Source organism: Streptosporangium sp. H16, assembly GCF_051918855.1.
Classification (GTDB): Bacteria; Actinomycetota; Actinomycetes; order Streptosporangiales; family Streptosporangiaceae; genus Streptosporangium.
This window is the reverse complement of record NZ_JBPXMD010000003.1, coordinates 109,743-128,653: the sequence shown is the minus strand read 5'-3', so window position 1 is coordinate 128,653 and position 18,911 is coordinate 109,743. Positions and strand designations below refer to the sequence as shown.

The window sequence follows — 18,911 nt, the reverse complement described above, 5'->3', positions numbered from 1 at the left end:
GTCGAACGCCCCGGCCCCTCCGGCCGGGGCGTTCGCATTTCCAAAGCCCTTGTGCGACCCCGTACTTCGGGATATCCCTACTTCAGGACGCTTTTCCCGCGCGGCTCCCGGGTCCGCGCCCGCGATGACCGCGGCGTGTGGACGGCACGCGAGGAGGGGGGAGGGGCGGTCACGCGAAGGCGGGCGGTGCGAGGAGACGCCCCGACGCGCGAGGGACGGCGGGACGCGACAAGGACGGCGTACGACGGGCTGACCGGGGACAGGGGAGGCGCATGACGGCCGAGACGCTGGCGAGCACGACCGCGGTCAGGACGCCGCTCAGGCGGCGCGTGCCGCTCGGTCCCAACGGTCCCCTGGGCATGCTCGTCGACCCGATGACCTGGCGGGCCGTCCCCTACCTGCTGGTCAGCATGTTCTACGGCCTCGCCTGCTTCGCGTTCCTCGCGTCCGTGATCCCGGCCTCCCTGGTGATGGTGCTCGTGTGGGTCGGGCTGCCGCTGCTCGCCCTGACCATGCTGGCCTGGCGGGGCGCCGCGATACTGGAGCGCCGGTTCCTGCGGCTGGCCTTCGGCGTCGACATCCCCAGCCCGTACCGGCCCTCCGAGGGCGACAACCTGTTCCTGCGCTGGAAGGACATGTTCGTCGACCCCGCGACCTGGAAGGACCTGCTCTATCTCCTGCTGCTGCTGCCGATCGGGATCGCGGAGTTCACCGTCACGGCGGTCCTGTGGATCCTCGGACTGAGCCTGACGGTCGCGCCACTGCCCCTGCTGCTGGCCGGGCAGCCGATGACGCCCATCGACGAGCTGCCGATCGACAGCGTGCCGAGGGCGCTGCTGTGCACGCTGATCGGGGTCGGCTTCCTGCTCGCGGCCCTCTACGCGACCCGGGGCATGGCCTGGCTGCACGGTCTGCTCGGCGTCGCCCTGCTGGGGACGAGCGAGAAGAACCGGCTGGCCGCCCGTGCCGCCCACCTGCGGGCCAGCCGGGCCCGCGGGGTGGACGCGGCCGAGGCCGAGCGGCGCCGGATCGAGCGGGACCTGCACGACGGCGCCCAGCAGCGGCTGCTGTCCGTGGCCATGGACCTGGGCCGGGCCCAGGCCAAGCTGGACTCCGACCCCGACGCGGCCAGGGAGCTCCTGGCCCAGGCACACCGGGGTACCAAGGCCGCCATCGCCGAGTTGCGCGACCTCGCCAGGGGCATCTACCCGGCGATCCTCACCGACAGGGGGCTGAGCGCGGCCCTGTCGTCGCTCGCCGCCCGCGCGCCCGTACGGGTGGACCTGTCGGTGGAGGTCTCCCACCGGCCCCCGCCCGCGGTGGAGAGCATCGCGTACTTCGTGGTGGCCGAGTGCCTGAGCAACCTCGCCAAGCACTCCGAGGCCACCGAGGCGTTCATCCGGGTGAGCCGCCAGGAGCAGCGGGTGATCGTCGAGGTCTACGACAACGGGGTCGGCGCCGCCGTGCCGCGGCCGGGCAGCGGCCTCGCCGGACTGGCCGACCGGGCCGCGACCATCGACGGTACCCTGACCGTCGACAGCCCGCTGGGCGGCCCCACGATGATCAGGGCGGAGTTGCCCTGCGAATGGTGAGAACGTGAGACCCATGCGGGTGGTGATCGCCGAGGACTCGGTGCTGTTGCGCGAGGGACTGGCCAGGCTGCTGGCCGACGGGGGCATCGAGACCGTCGGGGTGGCGGGCGACGGCCCCGGCCTGGTGACGGTGGTCGACGAGCACGATCCGGACCTGGCCGTCGTCGACGTGCGGATGCCGCCGACCCACACCGACGAGGGGCTGCGCGCCGCTCTGGAGGCCAGGTCCCGGCGGCCGGGGCTGCCGATCCTCGTCCTGTCGCAGTACGTCGAGGAGCAGTACGCCACGGAGCTCATCGGCGGCGGCGCCGCGGCGGTCGGCTACCTGCTCAAGGAGCGGATAGCGGACGTGGCCGAGTTCCTCGACGCCGTACGCCGGGTGGCGGCCGGGGGGACGGTCATCGACCCCGAGGTGATCGGACAGCTCCTGAGCCGCCAGCGCAGGGGCGACCCCCTGGAGTCCCTGACCGCCAGGGAGAGCGAGGTCCTGGCCCTGATGGCGGAGGGGCGCTCCAACACCGCGGTCGCCGGGCGGATGCTCGTCACCGAGGGTGCCGTGGAGAAGCACATCTCCAGCATCTTCGGCAAACTCGGGCTGGAGCCCGCCGCCGACGATCATCGCCGGGTCCTCGCCGTGCTCGCGTACCTGGGGAGGTGAGGGCCTGGAGCCCCTGGTTTCCCCGCGGGGTCCGGGGTTCCGGTTCCCTCACGGATATCGCGCTCGCCGGGGGGCCGTGAGCACGCCGTGCCCGTTCCGGGGCCGCGGGTCACGGGGTGGGGGAATGTCTTGTGGCCTGGGATGGTTGGAGGATCTGGCACACTGGTAGCCGAACCGTAGCGGTTCCGGTTCCCGCCCGCGCGCACCTCGGTGTGCTCAGCGCGCAAGCCCCACAGGCGAGAGACAGTGGCGACCCGGCGACCGCGTTTTGGAGAGGAAAAGGCGATATGAAGCCCGACATTCACCCGGAGTACAACGAGACCCAGGTGACCTGCACCTGTGGTAACTCCTTCACCACCCGCAGCACCGCCAAGAACGGCGTGATCCACGCTGACGTGTGCTCCGCCTGCCACCCCTTCTACACGGGCAAGCAGAAGATCCTGGACACCGGCGGCCGGGTGGCGCGCTTCGAGAAGCGCTTCGGCAAGAAGCCCGCGGGCCAGTAGCTCTCATCCCGGCGCCGGCTCGGAGAACCCCCCTCGTGGGGGCCCGGGTCGGCGTTCGTGGTGATGAGGCAGGCTGACCAGGGCTTTCAAGGAAGGACGCACGGTGAATCTCGACGAGCTGCTCAGTGAGTACGCCGAGCTGGAACTCAAGCTCGCCGACCCCTCCGTGCACGCCGACCAGAAGCAGGCGCGCACCTTCGGCAGGCGCTACGCCGAGCTGACCCCGATCGTCGCCACCTACCGCGAGCTCGAGGGCGTCCAGTCCGACCTCGGCACGGCGCGGGAGCTGGCCTCGGAGGACGAGGGGTTCGCCGAGGAGGCCAAGGAGCTGGAGGCCCGGATTCCCGAGCTGGAGGAGAAGCTCAGGCATCTGCTCGTCCCGCGCGATCCCAACGATGACAAGGACATCATCATGGAGATCAAGGCGGGCGAGGGCGGCGAGGAGTCCGCCCTGTTCGCCGGGGACCTCCTGCGGATGTATCTGCGCTACGCGGAGCGGATCGGCTGGAAGACCGAGCTGATCGACGCCACCCACTCCGACCTCGGCGGTTACAAGGACGTCACGATCGCCCTGAAGGCCAGGGGCGACGAGGGCGTCTGGTCGAGGCTCAAGTTCGAGGGTGGCGTGCACCGCGTCCAGCGGGTCCCGGTCACCGAGTCGCAGGGGCGCATCCACACCAGTGCCGCCGGGGTGCTCGTCTACCCGGAGGCCGAGGATGTCGACGTCCAGATCGACCCGAACGACCTGCGCATCGACGTCTACCGCTCCAGCGGCCCCGGTGGCCAGAGCGTCAACACCACCGACTCGGCCGTGCGGATCACGCACGTCCCGACGGGTGTCGTCGCCTCCTGCCAGAACGAGAAGAGCCAGCTCCAGAACAAGGAGTCGGCCATGCGCATCCTGCGGGCCCGCCTGCAGGCGATCGCCGAGGAGGAGGCCAACGCCGCCGCCATGGCCGAGCGCAAGTCCCAGATCCGCACGGTCGACCGCTCCGAGCGCATCCGCACCTACAACTTCCCCGAGAACCGCATCTCCGATCACCGCGTCGGTTTCAAGGCCTACAACCTCGACCAGGTGCTCGACGGAGACCTCTCGGCCGTCATCCAGTCCCTGCTCGACGCCGAGATGGCGGAGAAGCTCGCCGCCCATTCGTAGCTCGCCCATTCATAGAACGCGCCCATGACCTTTCTGCTGGACGAGATCGCCCTCGCCACCGCCCGGCTCGCCGAGGCAGGTGTGCCGTCGCCGCGCACCGACGCCGAGGAGATCGCCGCGTGTGTGCACGGCGTGCGCCGCAGCGAGCTGCACATGGTGAAGGACTCCGACTTCGACGCCCTGTTTTGGGAGGGCGTCGCCCGCAGGGAGTCCCGCGAGCCGCTCCAGCACATCACCGGGCGGGCCTACTTCCGCTACCTGTCCCTGGAGGTCGGGCCCGGCGTGTTCGTACCGCGCCCGGAGACCGAGGTCGTGGCGGGCTGGGCGATCGACCGGCTGCGGGAGATGGACGTCGCCTCGCCGGTGGTCGTGGATCTCGGGACGGGCTCGGCCGCCATCGCGCTGTCGATCGCCCAAGAGGTCGCGCTGGCCACCGTGCACGCGGTCGAGGTCGACCCGGGCGCCTACACCTGGGCCAAGCGCAACATCATCGAGTACGGCCAGGGCCGCGTCCACCTGCACCCGGAGGATCTGGCCGACGCCCTCTCCGAGCTGGACGGCCAGGTCGACCTGGTGATCTCCAACCCGCCCTACATCCCGCCGGGCGCGATCCCCCGCGACCCCGAGGTCCGCGACTACGACCCGCACCGCGCGCTGTACGGATCGGGCAGCGACGGCCTCGACGAGGTCAGGGCGGTCGAGCGGACCGCCAGGAGGCTGCTCCGTCCCGGCGGGTTCGTCGCCGTGGAGCACGCCGACCAGCAGGGCACTCCGGTATATCTGATCTTCTCCGAGGAGAACGGCTGGCGCGACGTGCGCAGCCGCCAGGATCTGACGCGCAGGGACCGCTTCGTCACCGCTCGATTCGGCCAGGAATAGGATGCACGCCGTGAGCCGACGTTATGACTGTATGGATGCCGAGCAGCGAGCCACCGGCCTGCTCGAGGCCGCCTCCGCCTTCCAGCGGGGGGAGCTCGTGGTGCTTCCGACCGACACCGTCTACGGTGTCGGCGCCGACGCCTTCACGCCCGCCGCGGTCACCGCACTGCTGGCGGCCAAGGGGCGCGGCCGTGACATGCCGGTGCCCGTGCTGGTCGGGACCGTCCGGGCCGCCAACGCCCTGGTGGAGAACCTCGGCCCGTACGGCCAGGATCTTGTCGACGCCTTCTGGCCGGGCCCGCTCACGTTGATCTGCCGCGCGAACCGGTCGCTGTCGTGGGATCTCGGTGACGCCAAGGGCACCGTCGCCATCCGGATGCCGCTGCACGCGGTCGCCCTCGACCTGCTCAAGGAGACCGGCCCGCTGGCCGTCTCCAGCGCCAACCGCTCCGGTGCCCCGGCCGCCACCACCGCCGCCGACGCGGAGAAGCAGCTCGGCGACTCGGTGTCGGTCTATCTCGACGCGGGGCCGTGCGAGAGCGACATCCCCTCGACGATCCTCGACCTGACCACCGCGGTGCCCAGGCTGCTGCGGCGCGGGGCGATCAGCGTGGAGAAGCTGCGCGGTGTGATCGGCTACGTCGCGACGGACACGGGCCCGGAGCCCGACAACTGACCAGTGCATCCACGGCATATGCCGTGATCCATGCCATCTGATTATCACCGTGACGCCGGGCTGTCTCCCCGGTACCTTGAAGTGGGCCGACACTTCCTGGGAGACGTCCATGGGCAAGTTCGAAGGAATGGACCCCAAGCTGGTCCGCGACCTGTTGTCCGAGGTGCAGCGGGCCGCCGAGCAGATGCGGAACGTCGAGGGCAGGGTCTCGCAGATGATGAGCGGGGCCGGCCTGTCCTCGCAGTCGACCCACCGACCCGTCCAGATCGCCGACGCGTGCGATGTGATGGTCCGCGACGTCTCCGCCCGCGTGACGTTACTGGAGAAGAAGGTCAGCCAGAACGCGACGGCGCCCCCCACCGAGCCGAAGGCCGGGGATCCGAAGCCCGAGACGGGCTCCCAGGGCGAGGGGGCGAAGCCGCAGACGGACTCCCAGAACGGCGCCAAACCGGAGACCGGTTCTCAGAACGGCGCCAAGCCCGACACCCCGAAGGCCGAGGACCTCAAGCCGGCCGTCGGGTCGGACGACAGGCCCCGCGTCGGCGACCAGTCGGCCGAGAGCACCCAGCGTGACGATCCCAAGGACTCCTCCAAGCCCGACACCAAGCCGGACACCAAGCCGGACACCCCGAAGGGCGACGAGGCCAAGCCCGAGGCGGGTTCGAAGGGTGACGAGACCTCCCCGCGCGACGATCGCGACGATCGGAAGGAGACGCCGAAACCCGAGGCGTCCGGAGCCGACGACCGGAAGCCGGAAACGGGGTCGAAAGCCGACGAGACCTCCCCGCGGGAGGGGGAGACGTCCAAGGAGAGCGGCAAGCCGACGGACAGCGCGCCGCGCGAGGTTCCCAAGCCCGATCCCGCGCCGGAGCCCCCGAGGGCCGAGGAGTCGCGTCCCGAGCCTCCCAAGCCCGACCCCAAGCCCGATCCCGCGCCGGAGCCCCCGAGGGCCGAGGAGCCGCGCCCCGAGCCTCCTGCCCCGGATCCCGTACCGGAGGTCCCGGAAGGCGATTCCGCGCCCCCGCCGGAGGCCCGCACCCCGGATTCCCCGTCCCTGCCGGACGCACCGAGGGCCGAGGACACCCGGCCCGAGGCGCCCGCGCCGGATCGCGTCCCTGAGGTGCCGAACGCCCAGGGCGCGCCCGTGCCGGGGACGCCCAACGCCGAGGGCGCGCCCGCGCCGGAGGCGCCCAGGCAGGATTCCGCGCCCGCGCCGGACGCCCCGAGGGCCGACGACGCGCGGCCGGAGACGCCGAGGGTCGAGGACCTGAAGCCCGCGGTCCCCGGACCGGGGGAGAACCCGCAGGGTGGGGGGCAGCCGGTCGACGCCGCGCCGCGCGAGGCGCCCGACGTCCCGCGTACGCCCGAGACCGCCACCCAGAACCCTGGGCCCGGGACGCCGCAGGGAGAGTCCACGCCCGCGCCGGAACCGCCCAGGGCCGACGGCACCCGGCCGGAGATCGTCAACGCGGACGACACGACGCCGCGCGGGCAGGATCCGACCGGCGACGCGCCCGTGAACGACTCCGACACCAAGGGCGACACGGGCTCGAAGGGCGACGAGACGACCCCGCGCGGGGATTCCACCGGCAACGCGCCCGCGAACGATCCCGACGCCAAGGGCGACGCCGGTTCCAAGGGCGACGAGCGCTCGCCGAGGCAGGAGGGCGGCTCCTCCGGCGACACCGTCCTCGACACCTCCAGGAAGGACCACCCCGACGACATCGACCAGAGCGACTCCAAGGCGAAGATCGTGGAGGTCGACGGGGTGAAGGTGCTCCAGATCCCGCTCGACGCGCCCACGGCGGCCGAGGTCGACGAGCTGCTGAAGAACATCGAGGACATCCCGCCGCTGGAGATGCCCGCGATCGACAATGTCTCCGGCACCACCGGGCAGCCCGGCTGGGTCGAGCCGCACGGCCCGCTCGATTCCGCCAAGCCCGCGTACCCGCTCCTCGACACCGCGGGGCCGGCCACGGACCAGACCGTCCAGCCGCCGGGCACCGGTGGCGACACCACTTCCCAGGGCCCCCAATCCACCGGTACGACCTCCGGCGAGCCCGCCGGGCCCCGGCCCGCGGGAGACTCGACGTCCACCGGTGACGCCGCGCCCCGGCCCGCCGGTACGGCCTCGGGTGAGCCCGCGATCCAGACGGCGGGCACGACCTCGGGCGAGGCGGCCACCCGGCCCGCCGGAGGACCGGCGCCGTCCATCGGCGACGCGGTCTCCGGTGAGGCGCGCGGTGCCGAGGGCACGTCCGGGCAGGCGGCGGGGGCGGCGCCCGGCGGGGTGGCCGCGCAGCCGGGCGAGGGTTCGGCCGCCCGGTGGGCGAACGACGGCAGCGACGTCGTCACCGCCGAGGCGGGCCCGCTCGATCTCGACGCGCTCAGGACGCTCGCGGACAACGCCCGCGAGATCGAGCCGCTGGAGATGCCGGGCGTGAGCGTGCCCGACGGGGAGACCTGGGGTGAGGGGGCCTGGGCGCCCATGGACATCCGGCCCGACGGCCCGGCCGGCGACGTGGAACCGGGAGACCCGCTGCGGCCGATCCCGCCTCCGGGCGGCGGCCGGTGATCGCCGGAACGCGGGCGCGAGGTCGTGAGCGCCGTGAGCGCCGTGAGCGCGAAGCGGCGGGCGGATGAGCACGAGACACCGGGTAGCGGTGAGTGAGCAGGAGGCAGGGAGCGTGTCAGCGAGGGTGAGGAGCCTGTGATGTTCGTGGATCCACCCGCACCGCAGCCGCTGCAGCCGGGGGAGACCCCGCCGGCCTCGGCCAACAACGGGCTGCCGTCCCCGGACGCCGTCACGTCGTGGGAGTTCAACCCCGACTACCAGCGGCTGGTCATGATGTGGAGGCAGGTGCTCCCCGTGCTCGACACGCTGACCGCCAGCCTGGACAAGGCCTACCAGCTCGCCAGGAGCAGGGACGTCTGGGACGCCCCCGTCTCCGGCCGCTACGTCGAGGACATGACGGAGTGGCGCACCCGCCTGAGCCTCTACCGGCAGGCGATCCTGACGTCGATCAGCGACCAGGCGGCCGACACGCCGAGATGGGTGCCGGTCAAGGCCGGAGCCCCGCACGCGTTCTCGTGAGGCGGCCTCCCGGCGGCGGCGGTCCTCCGCGACACGCTGTCCCGGGGCGGCGTGTCCCTGACGTGGGATAACCGGGGACGGCGGGCTTACAGTGGGGGTGAGTCGTCGTCTTCGGGGTGTGAGCCATGGGCGCAGAACCGTACTACGGGCCGGATTTCGGTCTCCTGCAGCGCGAGGACCCGGAGATCGCGAGCGTGCTGCTCGACGAGCTCGACCGGCTCCGCGGGGGCGTCCAGCTGATCGCGAGTGAGAACTTCACCTCGCCCGCCGTGCTCGCCGCGCTCGGCTCGACGCTCACCAACAAGTACGCCGAGGGCTACCCCGGCAGGCGTTACTACGCCGGGTGCGAGGTCGTCGACCGGGCCGAGCGGCTCGCGATCGACCGGGCCAAGCGGCTGTTCGGCGCCGAGCACGTCAACGTGCAGCCCCATTCCGGCGCCTCGGCGAACCTGGCGGCCTACGCGGCCCTGCTCCAGCCGGGCGACACCATGCTGGCGATGGAGCTGTCGCACGGCGGCCACCTCACGCACGGCTCCAAGGTCAACTTCTCGGGACGCTGGTTCGACGTCGTGGCGTACGGCGTGCGCAGGGACACCGAGCTGATCGACTACGACGAGGTCAGGGAGCTGGCGCTGCGGCACCAGCCCAAGATGATCATTTGTGGTGCCACCGCCTACCCCCGCGAGATCGACTTCGCCGCCTTCCGGGGGATCGCGGACGAGGTGGGCGCCTGGCTGCTCGCCGACGTCGCGCACACCGTCGGCCTGATGGCCGGGCGGGCGCTGCCCTCCGCCGTGCCGTACGCGGACGTGGTGACCTTCACCACGCACAAGGCGCTGCGCGGTCCGAGGGGCGGCGGGATCATGTGCACGGGGGAGCTGGGCCCCAGGATCGACCGGGCGGTCTTCCCTTTCGTGCAGGGCGGCCCGCTCATGCACGCGGTGGCGGCCAAGGCGGTGGCGTTCGGCGAGGCGCTGCGGCCGGAGTTCGCGGAGTACGCGCGGCGGGTGGTGGCCAACGCCCAGGTGCTGGCCGACGCGCTGGCCGCCGAGGGCATGCGGCCCGTCTCCGGGGGCACCGACAGCCACCTGGCGCTGATCGACCTGCGCGACGTCGGGATCTCCGGCGCGGTGGCCGAGCAGCGGTGTCAAGCGGCCGGGATCACGCTGAACCGCAATGCGATCCCCTATGATCCCGAACCGCCCACGGTGACGTCCGGGATCCGGGTCGGCACCCCCTGCGTCACGACCCAGGGGATGGGGCCCGAGGAGATGAAGGAGGTGGCCTCGATGGTGGCGCAGGTCATCCGCAACCCCGACGCGACGGGGGAGATACGGGAGCGCGTCGCGGTGCTGACGAGGACCCACCGGATATATCCCAGCGAACTATGAGCTGTTCTGTGTCGTTTTCCGGTCACAGGTGGCCGGACTATCCGCGAAACTGGTTCCGTGCGCGAATATCTACTCATGGCGCTCGTCGCGGCCGCAGTGACGTATCTGCTGGTTCCGCTGATCCGCGTTTTCGCCGTCCGTATCGGCGCCATGCCCGAGGTCCGCGATCGTGACGTGCACACCACGCCGACGCCCAGGCTGGGTGGTCTGGCGATGTACGGCGGCCTCGTCGCCGGCCTGCTGATCGCCGCCGAGCTGCCCTACGCCGGAGGCAAGCTGGCCGAGGGCCAGGGAAAGATCGTGATCGCGCTGATCGCCGCAGGCGGCCTGATCACGCTGACCGGCTTCCTGGACGACTGGCTGGGGATGGACGCCCTCGTCAAGCTCGCCGGGCAGATCGGCGCCGCGGGGGTGCTCGTCACCTTCGGTGTCAGCCTGCCGTGGCTCCCGCTGCCGACCGCGCTGGGCGGGCAGACCATCCTCGACTCGACACTGAGCCCGCTGATCACGATCCTGATCGTGGTCGTCATGATCAACGCCGTCAACTTCGTCGACGGGCTCGACGGGCTGGCCGCGGGGATCGTCGGCATCGCCGCGATGGCCACGTGGACGTACTCGGTGGCCCTGTCGAAGGACTACGGCGACACCAGCATCAACGCGACGGCGGTCATCGCCTCGGTGCTGATCGGGGTCTGCCTGGGCTTCCTGCCGCACAACTTCCACCCGGCGAAGATCTTCATGGGCGACACGGGGGCGATGCTGATCGGCCTGGTCCTCGCCTCCACGATGATTCTGGTCACACCGCTCGACTCCAGCAGCATCAACCGTTTCCCCGTCATCCTCCCGCTCCTGGTGCCGGTCGCGATCCTGGTGCTCCCGCTGCTGGACCTGATCATGGCGGTGATCCGGCGCACGTCCAACGGCCTGTCGCCGTTCTCGCCCGACCGGGGGCACCTGCACCACCGGCTGCTGGACATCGGCCACTCGCACCGCCGCAGCGTCATGATCATGTACGCGTGGACCTTCCTGTTCGCCTTCGCGGTCGTGGCGCTGTCCATCGAGGGCGTCCCGCTCATCCTGTTCCCGCTGACCGTGCTGCTCGCCATCGGCGTGCTGGTGATGATGGCGCTGCCCCGCCTGCGCGCCCGCCGTGACCTCGGCGGGGCCGAGGGCACTGACGAGGAGCGCGGCGACGGGCGAGGTGACGGGCGCGGCCCGCTCGATCCCGGTCCCGCGGGTCCCGGCGGTCCCGCGGAGGGACCCGGGCGGCACGCGCACCCCGGTGAGCAGCAGCCGGGCCGGGTCAGGCCCCATCCGTATCCCGCGGAGGCGCCGGGGCACCGTCCGGCCGCCGCCGGCGACGAGACGGCCACCCTGCCGGTGCGGCCCGACCTGTCACTCAGCGCTCCCCGGCACGGTTTCTCAAACCCTGAGACGCCGCTTTGAGCCGCTTTCCCCGGCTCCTTGATCGTTCACTTGAAACGGCAGGTAAAGGCGCTCTTCCATGAGCTTGTGATAGCTTTCACTAGCAGATGGTGAACCTGCTTAGACCTGCAAGGTAGCAATCGCTCGCTTGATAACAGTCACTTGGAGTGCCGATGCTGGCCAACGACGTGCGCCTTCTGAAGGGGGCTGCGATACCCACGGTGCTGGTGGGGCTGGTCGTGATCCTCGTCGCGGCGTTGCTGGCCGGAGCCAAGGGAGCGCTCGGCGCCGCGATCGGGACCGTGGTCGTCGGCGTCTTCTTCACCCTCGGCATCATGGCGGTCTCGTACGCGAGCCGCGTGTCGCCCATGATGATGATGACCGCCGCGGTGCTGAGCTACGCGGTGAAGATTCTCGTGATCATGGCTCTGCTCAAGACCTTCGAGGACGCCACCGCGTTCGAGCCCAAGGCCTTCGGCTGGGCGGCCATCGCGTGCACGATCGCCTGGACGGTCGGCGAGATGCGCGGCTTCATGAAGCTCAAGATGCTCTACGTCGACCCCGATGGCCGGGTTCCAGGTCAGGGCGATCCGCGATGAGGCGTATCATCTCGCTGGCGGTCTGGACCCTGCCCGATATGACTAGTCCTCACCGCGACTGCTATCGTCATGCCCGCGATGAGCGAAAAGAAAATCCGGCCCGAAGACGACGGCCGCGACTTCGCCAACGCCGCCTGGTCGATCCCCAGCTATCTCCTCTCCGGGATGATCCTGTACGGCGGTGCGGGCTGGTTGCTGTCCAAGTGGACTGGCGTGGTCGCCTTCACCCCGATCGGATTGATTCTCGGGGTCGCTCTATCCGTCTACCTGGTCTACCGGAAGTACGGTCGCTAGCCTTCGGCGGCGGTCGCTTCGCTGACGAAGCCATTTCGATCAACTACCACGCTGAAGGGAACGCCGCGTGAGCACGCTGACGCTCCTCGCTCCCGGGGACGAGTTCACGCCTCCGGGACTCGAACTCTTCGACGCCGCCCCGCTCGTCTCGGGCGTCGCCTGGTTCACGAAGCCGGTACTGCTGGCCCTGCTGAGCTCGATCATCGTCATCGGCTTCTGCTGGTCGGCCTTCGGCAACCCGAAGCTGGTGCCGCGGGGCGTGCAGAACATCGGCGAGATGGGCTACATGTTCGTCCGCGACCAGGTCGCCCGGCCGTTCCTCGGCAAGGACGCCGACCGGTGGATGGGCCTGCTGCTCAGCATGTTCTTCCTGGTCTGGGTCTGGAACCTGATGGGCGTCATCCCGGTGCTGCAGTTCCCGGTCGCCTCGCACATCGCCTTCCCGATCGTGCTCGCCCTCAGCGTCTACATCCTGAAGATCTACCTGGGTGTCAAGCACCAGGGCGCGATCGGCTACTTCAAGAACATGATGTTCCCCCCGGGGTTGCCCAAGCCGATCTACGTGCTGCTGGCCCCGATCGAGCTCCTGTCCAACATGATCATCGCGCCCTTCACGCACGCGGTGCGACTGTTCGCCAACATGTTCGCCGGCCACATCATCCTGGCCTTCTTCAGCCTCGTCGGCTTCTGGTTCCTCTTCGAGAAGCTCACCCCGCTGGGCGCACCGCTCGGCGTGGTCGGCGTGATCATGACGATCGCGATGACGGGCTTCGAGATGTTCATCCAGTTCCTGCAGGCGTTCCTCTTCGCGATGCTCGCCGCGATGTACATCGGCAACTCGCTCCACGCCGACCACTAGGCACACAGACCTCCCTCGAATATCCAGACCGGTGAGCCTTCACCGGCCGACCTGTAAAGGAAACACAACACCATGGCAATGGGAATCCTCGCTGAGGTCACCGGCTCCCTCGGTTCCATCGGCTACGGCCTCGCCGCCATCGGCCCCGGCATCGGCGTCGGCATCATCTTCGGTCAGGGTGTGCAGGCCATCGCCCGCCAGCCCGAGGCCTACGGCCTGATCCGCCAGAACATGCTGCTCGGCTTCGTCCTCACCGAGGCGCTGGCCCTCATCGGCCTTGTCGCGCCGTTCATGTTCGGTCAGTAAGACGCAGAAAAACCTCTGACGGAAGGCTGCACAAATGATTCAGGCAGCTTCGCTCCTGGCAGCGGAGGAGGGGGCTAACCCCCTCCTCCCGCACACCTACGAGCTTGTCGTCGGCGGCTTCGCCTTCTTCTTCGTCCTCTTCGTCGTCGGTAAGATCCTCACCCCGCGCATCCAGAAGACCCTGGTCGAGCGGACCGATGCGATCGAAGGCGGCATCAAGCGAGCCGAGGACGCGCAGGCCGAGGCCCAGGCGCTGCTCAAGCAGTACAAGGACCAGCTCTCCGAAGCCCGTCACGAAGCCTCGCGGCTGCGTGAGGAGGCCCGTGAGCAGGGTGCGCAGATCAAGGCCGAGCTCCGCGAGGAGGCTCAGGCCGAGGCCCGCCGCCTGGTCGAGGCCGCCCACCTGCAGATCGAGGCCGACCGCCAGCAGGCGTTCGCCCAGCTCCGCACGGAGCTCGGCCGCCTGTCGATCGAGCTGGCCGGCCGCATCGTCGGGGAGTCCCTGGAGGACGAGGCGCGCCAGCGCCGTACCGTCGACAGGTTCCTCGAGGAGCTCGAGTCGAGCAACGCGGCGGTCCGCTGATGACACGGCGAACCAGGCGTGACGCGCGAGTGTCGGTGAGCGGCTGATGAGGGGCCTCAGCAGGGCCTCGCTGGCCGAGGTCGAAGAGCGCTTCAACGCCGTCGCGGGAAGCGCGGACCTCGGCACGCTGGCCGACGAGCTTTTCTCGGTCGCCGCCCTGTTCGACCGCGAACACGGGCTCCGCCGCAACCTCTCCGACCCGGCCAGTCCCGCGGCCCAGAAGGCGCAGATCGTCCGGGTGCTGCTGGAGGGCAAGATCAGCGACGCCGCCCTGGAGACGGTCGCCGCGGCCGTGTCCGCCAGGTGGGCGCGCTCGGGTGACCTGGCCGACTCCCTGGAGCGGCTCGGCGTCATCGCGGCCTCGGCCGAGGCGGAGGCGCAGGGCAGGCTCGACGACGTCGAGGACGAGCTGTTCCGGTTCGGGCGCATCGCCGCCTCGAACCTGGAGCTTCACCGGACCCTGACGGCGCCGGCGGCCCCCGAGTCCGCCAAGCGGGAGCTTCTGGGCTCCCTCCTGGCCGCGAAGGTCGCCCCCACCACCCTGCGGCTGGTCACCCAGCTCGTGCTGCATCCGAGAGGACGTAGCCTGGACGGTGGGCTTGAGGAGTTCGGCAAGCTGGTCGCCGCCCAGCGGCAGCGCCTCGTCGCGGTGGTGCGCAGCGCCGTCGTGCTTTCAGAGGGGCAGAAGCAGCGTCTCGCCACGTGGCTGCGCACCTCGTACGGCCGCGACGTTCATCTGAACGTCGAGGTGGATCCGCGGGTGCTGGGAGGGTTCTCGGTTCACATCGGGGACGACCTCATCGACACCACCATCGCGGGACGAATCGAAGAAGTCCGCCGCCGGTTGGCCGGCTAGGCGAATAGGGAGACTGAAGAGAGATGGCGGAGCTTACGATCCGGCCGGACGAGATCCGGGACGCACTTGAGCGCTTCGTCCAGGCGTACGAGCCGGAAGGTGCCGCGCGCGAGGAGATCGGGACCGTCGTCGACTGCGGCGACGGTATCGCCCATGTCTCCGGCCTTCCCTCGGCGATGGCGAACGAGCTGCTTGAGTTCGAGGACGGCACGCGTGGCCTGGCACTGAACCTGGACGTCCGGGAGATCGGTGTCGTTGTTCTGGGCGACTTCAGCAAGATCGAGGAGGGCCAGTCGGTCCGCCGGACGGGCGAGGTCCTGTCCGTGCCGGTCGGCGACGGCTTCCTCGGCCGAGTGGTCGACCCGCTGGGCGTCCCCCTGGACGGCAAGGGCCCCATCGAGTCCGAGAGCCTGCGCGCCCTCGAACTCCAGGCCCCCTCGGTGGTCCAGCGTCAGCCGGTGAAGGAGCCGCTGCAGACCGGTCTCAAGGCGGTCGACGCCATGACGCCGATCGGCCGCGGCCAGCGCCAGCTGATCATCGGTGACCGTGGCACGGGCAAGACCGCCGTCGCCGTGGACACCATCCTCAACCAGCGGGAGAACTGGCTCTCCGGCGACCCCGACAAGCAGGTTCTCTGCGTCTACGTCGCGGTCGGCCAGAAGGGCTCCACGATCGCCCAGGTCAAGGGCCGCCTCGAGGAGGCGGGCGCGATGGAGTACACCACCATCGTCGCCGCTCCGGCGTCCGACCCGGCCGGTTACAAGTACCTCGCGCCCTACACCGGTTCGGCCATCGGCCAGCACTGGATGTACCAGGGCAAGCACGTCCTCATCGTCTTCGACGACCTGACCAAGCAGGCCGACGCCTACCGCGCCGTCTCCCTGCTGCTGCGCCGCCCGCCGGGCCGCGAGGCGTTCCCCGGCGACGTCTTCTACTTGCACTCCCGCCTCCTTGAGCGTTGCGCGAAGCTGTCCAAGGACATGGGTTCCGGCTCGATGACCGGTCTGCCGATCATCGAGACGAAGGGCAACGACGTCTCGGCGTTCATCCCCACCAACGTCATCTCCATCACCGACGGCCAGTGCTTCCTCGAGACCGACCTGTTCAACGCGGGTGTGCGTCCGGCCATCAACGTCGGTGTCTCCGTCTCCCGAGTCGGCGGCTCCGCGCAGATCAAGGCGATGAAGCAGGTCGCCGGCACGCTGCGCCTGTCGCTGTCGCAGTTCCGTGACCTGGAGGCGTTCGCCTCCTTCGCCTCCGACCTGGACGCGGCCTCCCGCGCCCAGCTGGAGCGTGGCCAGCGTCTGGTCGAGCTGCTCAAGCAGGCCCAGTACAGCCCGTTCCCGGTCGAGAAGCAGGTCGTCTCGGTGTGGGCCGGCACCACGGGCGAGCTCGACGAGGTCCCGGTCGAGGACATCCGCCGCTTCGAGACGGAGTTCCTCGACTACCTGGGCCGCGAGCACAAGGGCATCTTCGACGGCATCCGCGAGACCAAGCAGCTGCCCGACGACGCGGTGGTCGCCCTCAAGGACGCCATCACCGAGTTCAAGAAGAGCTTCGAGACCTCCTCCGGTGAGTACCTGGTCAACGACGAGCCGGTCGCCGCGCTCGGCGAGGGCGAGGTCGGCCAGGAGAAGATCACGAAGCGAGTCCGCACGGCAGAGAAGAAGTAGCCGATGGGTGCCCAGCTAAGACTGCTGCGGCGGCGGATCAAGTCGGTCAAGTCCACGGCGAAGATCACCCGCGCCCAGGAGCTCATCGCCTCGTCCCGCATCGTCAAGGCTCAGCAGCGGATGCAGGCCGCCGTGCCGTACGAGCGCGAGATCACCCGCGCCGTCACGGGCGTGGTCAGCAACACCTCCACCACCGACCACCCGCTGACGGTGGCCAAGGAGCAGCCCGTCAAGGCCGCCGTCCTGATCGTCACCAGCGACAGCGGTTTCTGCGGCGGCTTCAACGCCAACATCCTTCGCGAGGCGGAGGCGCTCGGCAACCTGCTGCGGGACAGGGGCGTCGAGCCCGTGCCCTACGTGACGGGCCGCAAGGGCGTCGCCTGGCACACCTTCCGCAACCGTGAGATGGGCGGGCAGTGGACGGGATTCTCCCGTAAGCCCGCCTACTCCGACGCCAAGGAGGTCGCCGGCGCGCTGATCGAGGCCTTCTCGGCCGACAACGGGGTGGACGAGATCCACATCGTCTCCACCGAGTTCGTCTCGATGCTGACGCAGGAGGTCGTGGTCAAGCGGATCCTTCCGCTGGAGGTCGAGGAGACCGCCGAGGACCCGTCCGACACGCCGCTGCCGTATTTCGAGTTCGAGCCCACCGCGGGCGAGGTCCTCGACACGCTGCTGCCGCGTTACGTGGAGTCGCGCATCTTCACCGCGCTGCTCCAGTCGGCGGCCTCGGAGGAGGCCTCGCGCCGCCGGGCCATGAAGTCGGCCACCGACAACGCCAACGAGCTCATCCGCGTGTTCACCCAGCAGATGAACCAGGTCCGCCAGGCCGAGATCACCCAGGAAATCAGCGAGATCGTCGGTGGCGCGAACGCGCTGGCCGACTCCGCAGCGGGGAAAGAGTGAAATGACTGCACAGACTGTTGAGACCGGCGTGGGCCGCGTCGCGCGGGTCACCGGTCCCGTCGTCGACGTGGAGTTCCCCGTCGAGGCGATGCCCGAGATCTACAACGCCCTCAAGGTGGACGTCGAGCTGCAGGGCGAGGCCAAGGTCCTCACCCTGGAGGTCGCCCAGCACCTGGGTGACAACCTCGTCCGCGCGATCTCCATGCAGCCCACCGACGGCCTCACCCGTGGCGCCCCGGTGACCGACACCGGCGCGGCCATCTCGGTTCCCGTCGGCGACGTCGTCAAGGGCCACGTGTGGAGCACCCTCGGCGAGTCGCTGGACGTCGAGACCTCCTCGCTCCAGATCACCGAGCGCTGGGGCATCCACCGCCCGTCGCCCGCCTTCGACACCCTCGAGTCGCGCACCGAGATGCTGACCACCGGCATCAAGGTCATCGACCTGCTCACCCCGTACGTGCAGGGTGGCAAGATCGGCCTGTTCGGCGGCGCGGGCGTGGGCAAGACCGTTCTGATCCAGGAGATGATCCGCCGGGTCGCCCGCAACTTCGGTGGCACCTCGGTGTTCGCCGGCGTCGGCGAGCGCACCCGTGAGGGCAACGACCTCTGGCTGGAGATGGAGGAGGCGAACGTCCTCAAGGACACCGCCCTCGTCTTCGGCCAGATGGACGAGCCCCCGGGCACCCGTCTGCGCGTCGCGCTCTCCGCCCTGACCATGGCGGAGTACTTCCGTGACGTCCAGAAGCAGGACGTGCTGCTGTTCATCGACAACATCTTCCGGTTCACCCAGGCCGGTTCCGAGGTGTCCACCCTGCTCGGCCGCATGCCGTCCGCGGTGGGTTACCAGCCGACCCTGGCCGACGAGATGGGTGTCCTCCAGGAGCGCATCACCTCGACCCGCGGTCACTCGATCACCTCCATGCAGGCGATCTACGTCCCCGCGGACGACATCACCGACCCGGCCCCGCACAACGCGTTCGCGCACCTCGACGCGCAGACCGTTCTGTCGCGGCCGATCTCGGAGAAGGGCATCTACCCCGCGGTGGACCCGCTCGACTCCACCTCGCGGATCCTCGACCCGCTGATCGTGGGCGAGGAGCACTACCGCGTGGCCCAGGAGACCAAGCGGATCCTGCAGAAGTACAAGGAACTGCAGGACATCATCGCGATCCTCGGTATCGACGAGCTCTCGGAAGAGGACAAGGTCACCGTCAACCGGGCCCGTCGCATCGAGCGCTTCCTGTCGCACCCGATGTACGCCGCCGAGGCGTTCACCGGCCAGCCCGGTGAGAACGTCCCGCTGGACGAGACCATCGCCTCGTTCAAGGGCCTGTGCGCCGGCGACTACGACCACCTGCCCGAGCAGGCGTTCTTCATGGTCGGCGGCATCGACCAGGCCGTGGCCAAGGCCAAGGAACTCGCCCGCTAGTCGCCTTCGGCGCCGGTACGGTCACGCGG

Annotated in this window: 19 protein-coding genes; all 19 read left to right on the top strand. The window is 69.9% G+C overall.

Translation table 11 applies throughout. From position 1 onward, the window contains the following. The first annotated feature begins 272 nt into the window (after positions 1-272). The 19 genes from ACTOQ2_RS06395 (at position 273) to atpD (ending at position 18,882) form a co-directional block, all read left to right on the top strand. Positions 273-1,592 (top strand): sensor histidine kinase, encoded by a 1,320-nt coding sequence (locus ACTOQ2_RS06395; protein WP_440098774.1) that lies wholly within the window; start codon positions 273-275, stop codon positions 1,590-1,592. 13 nt (positions 1,593-1,605) lie between these two features. Beyond that, positions 1,606-2,250 carry a response regulator transcription factor gene (locus tag ACTOQ2_RS06390; protein ID WP_440099074.1) on the top strand — a complete coding sequence of 215 codons (645 nt, stop codon included), beginning with the start codon at positions 1,606-1,608 and terminating at the stop codon, positions 2,248-2,250. Positions 2,251-2,537: 287 nt separating this feature from the next. Beyond that, positions 2,538-2,756, top strand: a complete 219-nt coding sequence (gene rpmE / locus ACTOQ2_RS06385) for a 50S ribosomal protein L31 (protein ID WP_362679879.1) — start codon at positions 2,538-2,540, stop codon at positions 2,754-2,756. Positions 2,757-2,859: 103 nt separating this feature from the next. After that, entirely contained in the window at positions 2,860-3,912 is a 1,053-nt protein-coding gene (prfA, locus tag ACTOQ2_RS06380; RefSeq protein ID WP_344744662.1) for a peptide chain release factor 1, read from the top strand. 24 nt (positions 3,913-3,936) lie between these two features. Continuing rightward, positions 3,937-4,791 carry a peptide chain release factor N(5)-glutamine methyltransferase gene (gene prmC, locus ACTOQ2_RS06375; protein WP_440071842.1) on the top strand — a complete coding sequence of 285 codons (855 nt, stop codon included), beginning with the start codon at positions 3,937-3,939 and terminating at the stop codon, positions 4,789-4,791. A 10-nt stretch (positions 4,792-4,801) separates the two neighbouring features. Continuing rightward, on the top strand, positions 4,802-5,467 hold the full coding sequence (locus ACTOQ2_RS06370; protein WP_440071841.1) for an L-threonylcarbamoyladenylate synthase: 666 nt from the start codon (positions 4,802-4,804) through the stop codon (positions 5,465-5,467). A 109-nt stretch (positions 5,468-5,576) separates the two neighbouring features. Beyond that, positions 5,577-8,042, top strand: a complete 2,466-nt coding sequence (locus ACTOQ2_RS06365; protein ID WP_440098773.1) for a hypothetical protein — start codon at positions 5,577-5,579, stop codon at positions 8,040-8,042. Between the two features lie 138 nt (positions 8,043-8,180). Then, positions 8,181-8,561: a hypothetical protein gene (locus ACTOQ2_RS06360; protein WP_362679889.1), complete on the top strand. Its 381-nt coding sequence runs from the start codon at positions 8,181-8,183 to the stop codon at positions 8,559-8,561. Between the two features lie 125 nt (positions 8,562-8,686). After that, positions 8,687-9,952: a serine hydroxymethyltransferase gene (glyA, locus tag ACTOQ2_RS06355; RefSeq protein WP_440098772.1), complete on the top strand. Its 1,266-nt coding sequence runs from the start codon at positions 8,687-8,689 to the stop codon at positions 9,950-9,952. Between the two features lie 57 nt (positions 9,953-10,009). Continuing rightward, a complete protein-coding gene (locus ACTOQ2_RS06350) occupies positions 10,010-11,398 on the top strand; it encodes a glycosyltransferase family 4 protein (RefSeq protein WP_440098771.1) in 1,389 nt (462 codons plus the stop codon). 152 nt (positions 11,399-11,550) lie between these two features. Continuing rightward, positions 11,551-11,976, top strand: coding sequence for a hypothetical protein (locus ACTOQ2_RS06345; RefSeq protein WP_440071837.1), 426 nt, complete (start codon positions 11,551-11,553; stop codon positions 11,974-11,976). Positions 11,977-12,054: 78 nt separating this feature from the next. Beyond that, the gene (locus tag ACTOQ2_RS06340; RefSeq protein ID WP_344744671.1) at positions 12,055-12,270 is read left to right on the top strand and encodes an AtpZ/AtpI family protein; all 216 of its coding nucleotides are present in this window, start codon (positions 12,055-12,057) and stop codon (positions 12,268-12,270) included. A gap of 67 nt (positions 12,271-12,337) precedes the next feature. Then, positions 12,338-13,129 carry a F0F1 ATP synthase subunit A gene (atpB, locus tag ACTOQ2_RS06335; protein ID WP_440098770.1) on the top strand — a complete coding sequence of 264 codons (792 nt, stop codon included), beginning with the start codon at positions 12,338-12,340 and terminating at the stop codon, positions 13,127-13,129. A gap of 78 nt (positions 13,130-13,207) precedes the next feature. Beyond that, complete coding sequence (atpE, locus tag ACTOQ2_RS06330; protein ID WP_030906562.1) at positions 13,208-13,435, top strand: ATP synthase F0 subunit C; 228 nt, start codon at positions 13,208-13,210, stop codon at positions 13,433-13,435. Positions 13,436-13,469: 34 nt separating this feature from the next. After that, entirely contained in the window at positions 13,470-14,018 is a 549-nt protein-coding gene (locus ACTOQ2_RS06325) for a F0F1 ATP synthase subunit B (protein WP_440087243.1), read from the top strand. A gap of 46 nt (positions 14,019-14,064) precedes the next feature. Then, positions 14,065-14,874 (top strand): F0F1 ATP synthase subunit delta, encoded by an 810-nt coding sequence (locus tag ACTOQ2_RS06320; protein WP_440071835.1) that lies wholly within the window; start codon positions 14,065-14,067, stop codon positions 14,872-14,874. Positions 14,875-14,897: 23 nt separating this feature from the next. Next, a complete protein-coding gene (gene atpA, locus ACTOQ2_RS06315) occupies positions 14,898-16,547 on the top strand; it encodes a F0F1 ATP synthase subunit alpha (RefSeq protein WP_362844749.1) in 1,650 nt (549 codons plus the stop codon). A gap of 3 nt (positions 16,548-16,550) precedes the next feature. After that, positions 16,551-17,453, top strand: coding sequence for a F0F1 ATP synthase subunit gamma (locus tag ACTOQ2_RS06310; RefSeq protein ID WP_440098769.1), 903 nt, complete (start codon positions 16,551-16,553; stop codon positions 17,451-17,453). A gap of 1 nt (position 17,454) precedes the next feature. Beyond that, on the top strand, positions 17,455-18,882 hold the full coding sequence (gene atpD, locus ACTOQ2_RS06305) for a F0F1 ATP synthase subunit beta (protein WP_440071832.1): 1,428 nt from the start codon (positions 17,455-17,457) through the stop codon (positions 18,880-18,882). The last annotated feature ends 29 nt before the right edge of the window (positions 18,883-18,911 follow it).

Coding starts and splice junctions, on each gene's coding strand:
- ACTOQ2_RS06395 (WP_440098774.1), top strand. CDS start 273: ATGACGGCCGAGACGCTGGCGAGCACGACCGCGGTCAGGACGCCGCTC.
- ACTOQ2_RS06390 (WP_440099074.1), top strand. CDS start 1,606: ATGCGGGTGGTGATCGCCGAGGACTCGGTGCTGTTGCGCGAGGGACTG.
- rpmE (WP_362679879.1), top strand. CDS start 2,538: ATGAAGCCCGACATTCACCCGGAGTACAACGAGACCCAGGTGACCTGC.
- prmC (WP_440071842.1), top strand. CDS start 3,937: ATGACCTTTCTGCTGGACGAGATCGCCCTCGCCACCGCCCGGCTCGCC.
- ACTOQ2_RS06365 (WP_440098773.1), top strand. CDS start 5,577: ATGGGCAAGTTCGAAGGAATGGACCCCAAGCTGGTCCGCGACCTGTTG.
- ACTOQ2_RS06360 (WP_362679889.1), top strand. CDS start 8,181: ATGTTCGTGGATCCACCCGCACCGCAGCCGCTGCAGCCGGGGGAGACC.
- glyA (WP_440098772.1), top strand. CDS start 8,687: ATGGGCGCAGAACCGTACTACGGGCCGGATTTCGGTCTCCTGCAGCGC.
- ACTOQ2_RS06345 (WP_440071837.1), top strand. CDS start 11,551: ATGCTGGCCAACGACGTGCGCCTTCTGAAGGGGGCTGCGATACCCACG.
- ACTOQ2_RS06340 (WP_344744671.1), top strand. CDS start 12,055: ATGAGCGAAAAGAAAATCCGGCCCGAAGACGACGGCCGCGACTTCGCC.
- atpE (WP_030906562.1), top strand. CDS start 13,208: ATGGGAATCCTCGCTGAGGTCACCGGCTCCCTCGGTTCCATCGGCTAC.
- ACTOQ2_RS06325 (WP_440087243.1), top strand. CDS start 13,470: ATGATTCAGGCAGCTTCGCTCCTGGCAGCGGAGGAGGGGGCTAACCCC.
- ACTOQ2_RS06320 (WP_440071835.1), top strand. CDS start 14,065: ATGAGGGGCCTCAGCAGGGCCTCGCTGGCCGAGGTCGAAGAGCGCTTC.
- atpA (WP_362844749.1), top strand. CDS start 14,898: ATGGCGGAGCTTACGATCCGGCCGGACGAGATCCGGGACGCACTTGAG.
- ACTOQ2_RS06310 (WP_440098769.1), top strand. CDS start 16,551: ATGGGTGCCCAGCTAAGACTGCTGCGGCGGCGGATCAAGTCGGTCAAG.
- atpD (WP_440071832.1), top strand. CDS start 17,455: ATGACTGCACAGACTGTTGAGACCGGCGTGGGCCGCGTCGCGCGGGTC.